This is a genomic window from Neptuniibacter marinus, assembly GCF_001597725.1.
GTDB classification, from domain to species: domain Bacteria; phylum Pseudomonadota; class Gammaproteobacteria; order Pseudomonadales; family Balneatricaceae; genus Neptuniibacter; species Neptuniibacter marinus.
Map to the genome: position 1 here is coordinate 1 of NZ_LUTR01000056.1, position 359 is coordinate 359.

The window sequence follows — 359 nt, forward strand, 5'->3', positions numbered from 1 at the left end:
TCCCCCTCAACATCACCACGACTCGTCTACTAACCAAGTACCCTCTCGCCGTATCGATTGTCACCGATTTTAAGGGTTCATTTGCTGTATGGATCGAGCAAAAACGCATCTTTTTATTAATATTAGGCGCGGCAATCGCAACACTGATTATTGGCACGGTCTACATCGTCAGAATCAATAACAGTGCGCTAGAAATGAAAGAGGAAGTACACCTGTTATCGGAGGTGGTCGAGAATAATCCTACGGTTATTATCATTACAAACCGCGAAGGCCAGATTCAATATGTGAACAATAGTTTTGAAGCGATTTCCGGATACAAAAAGGACGAGGTGCTAGGTCAAACCTCGCGTATGTTTAAG

Annotated in this window: 1 protein-coding gene; it reads left to right on the top strand. The window is 43.5% G+C overall.

Going from position 1 to position 359, the window contains the following annotated elements; all coding sequences use genetic code 11:
* Positions 1–359: PAS domain S-box protein (locus A3774_RS16020; RefSeq protein ID WP_156473740.1), on the top strand; the 359-nt coding region annotated here is incomplete at both ends.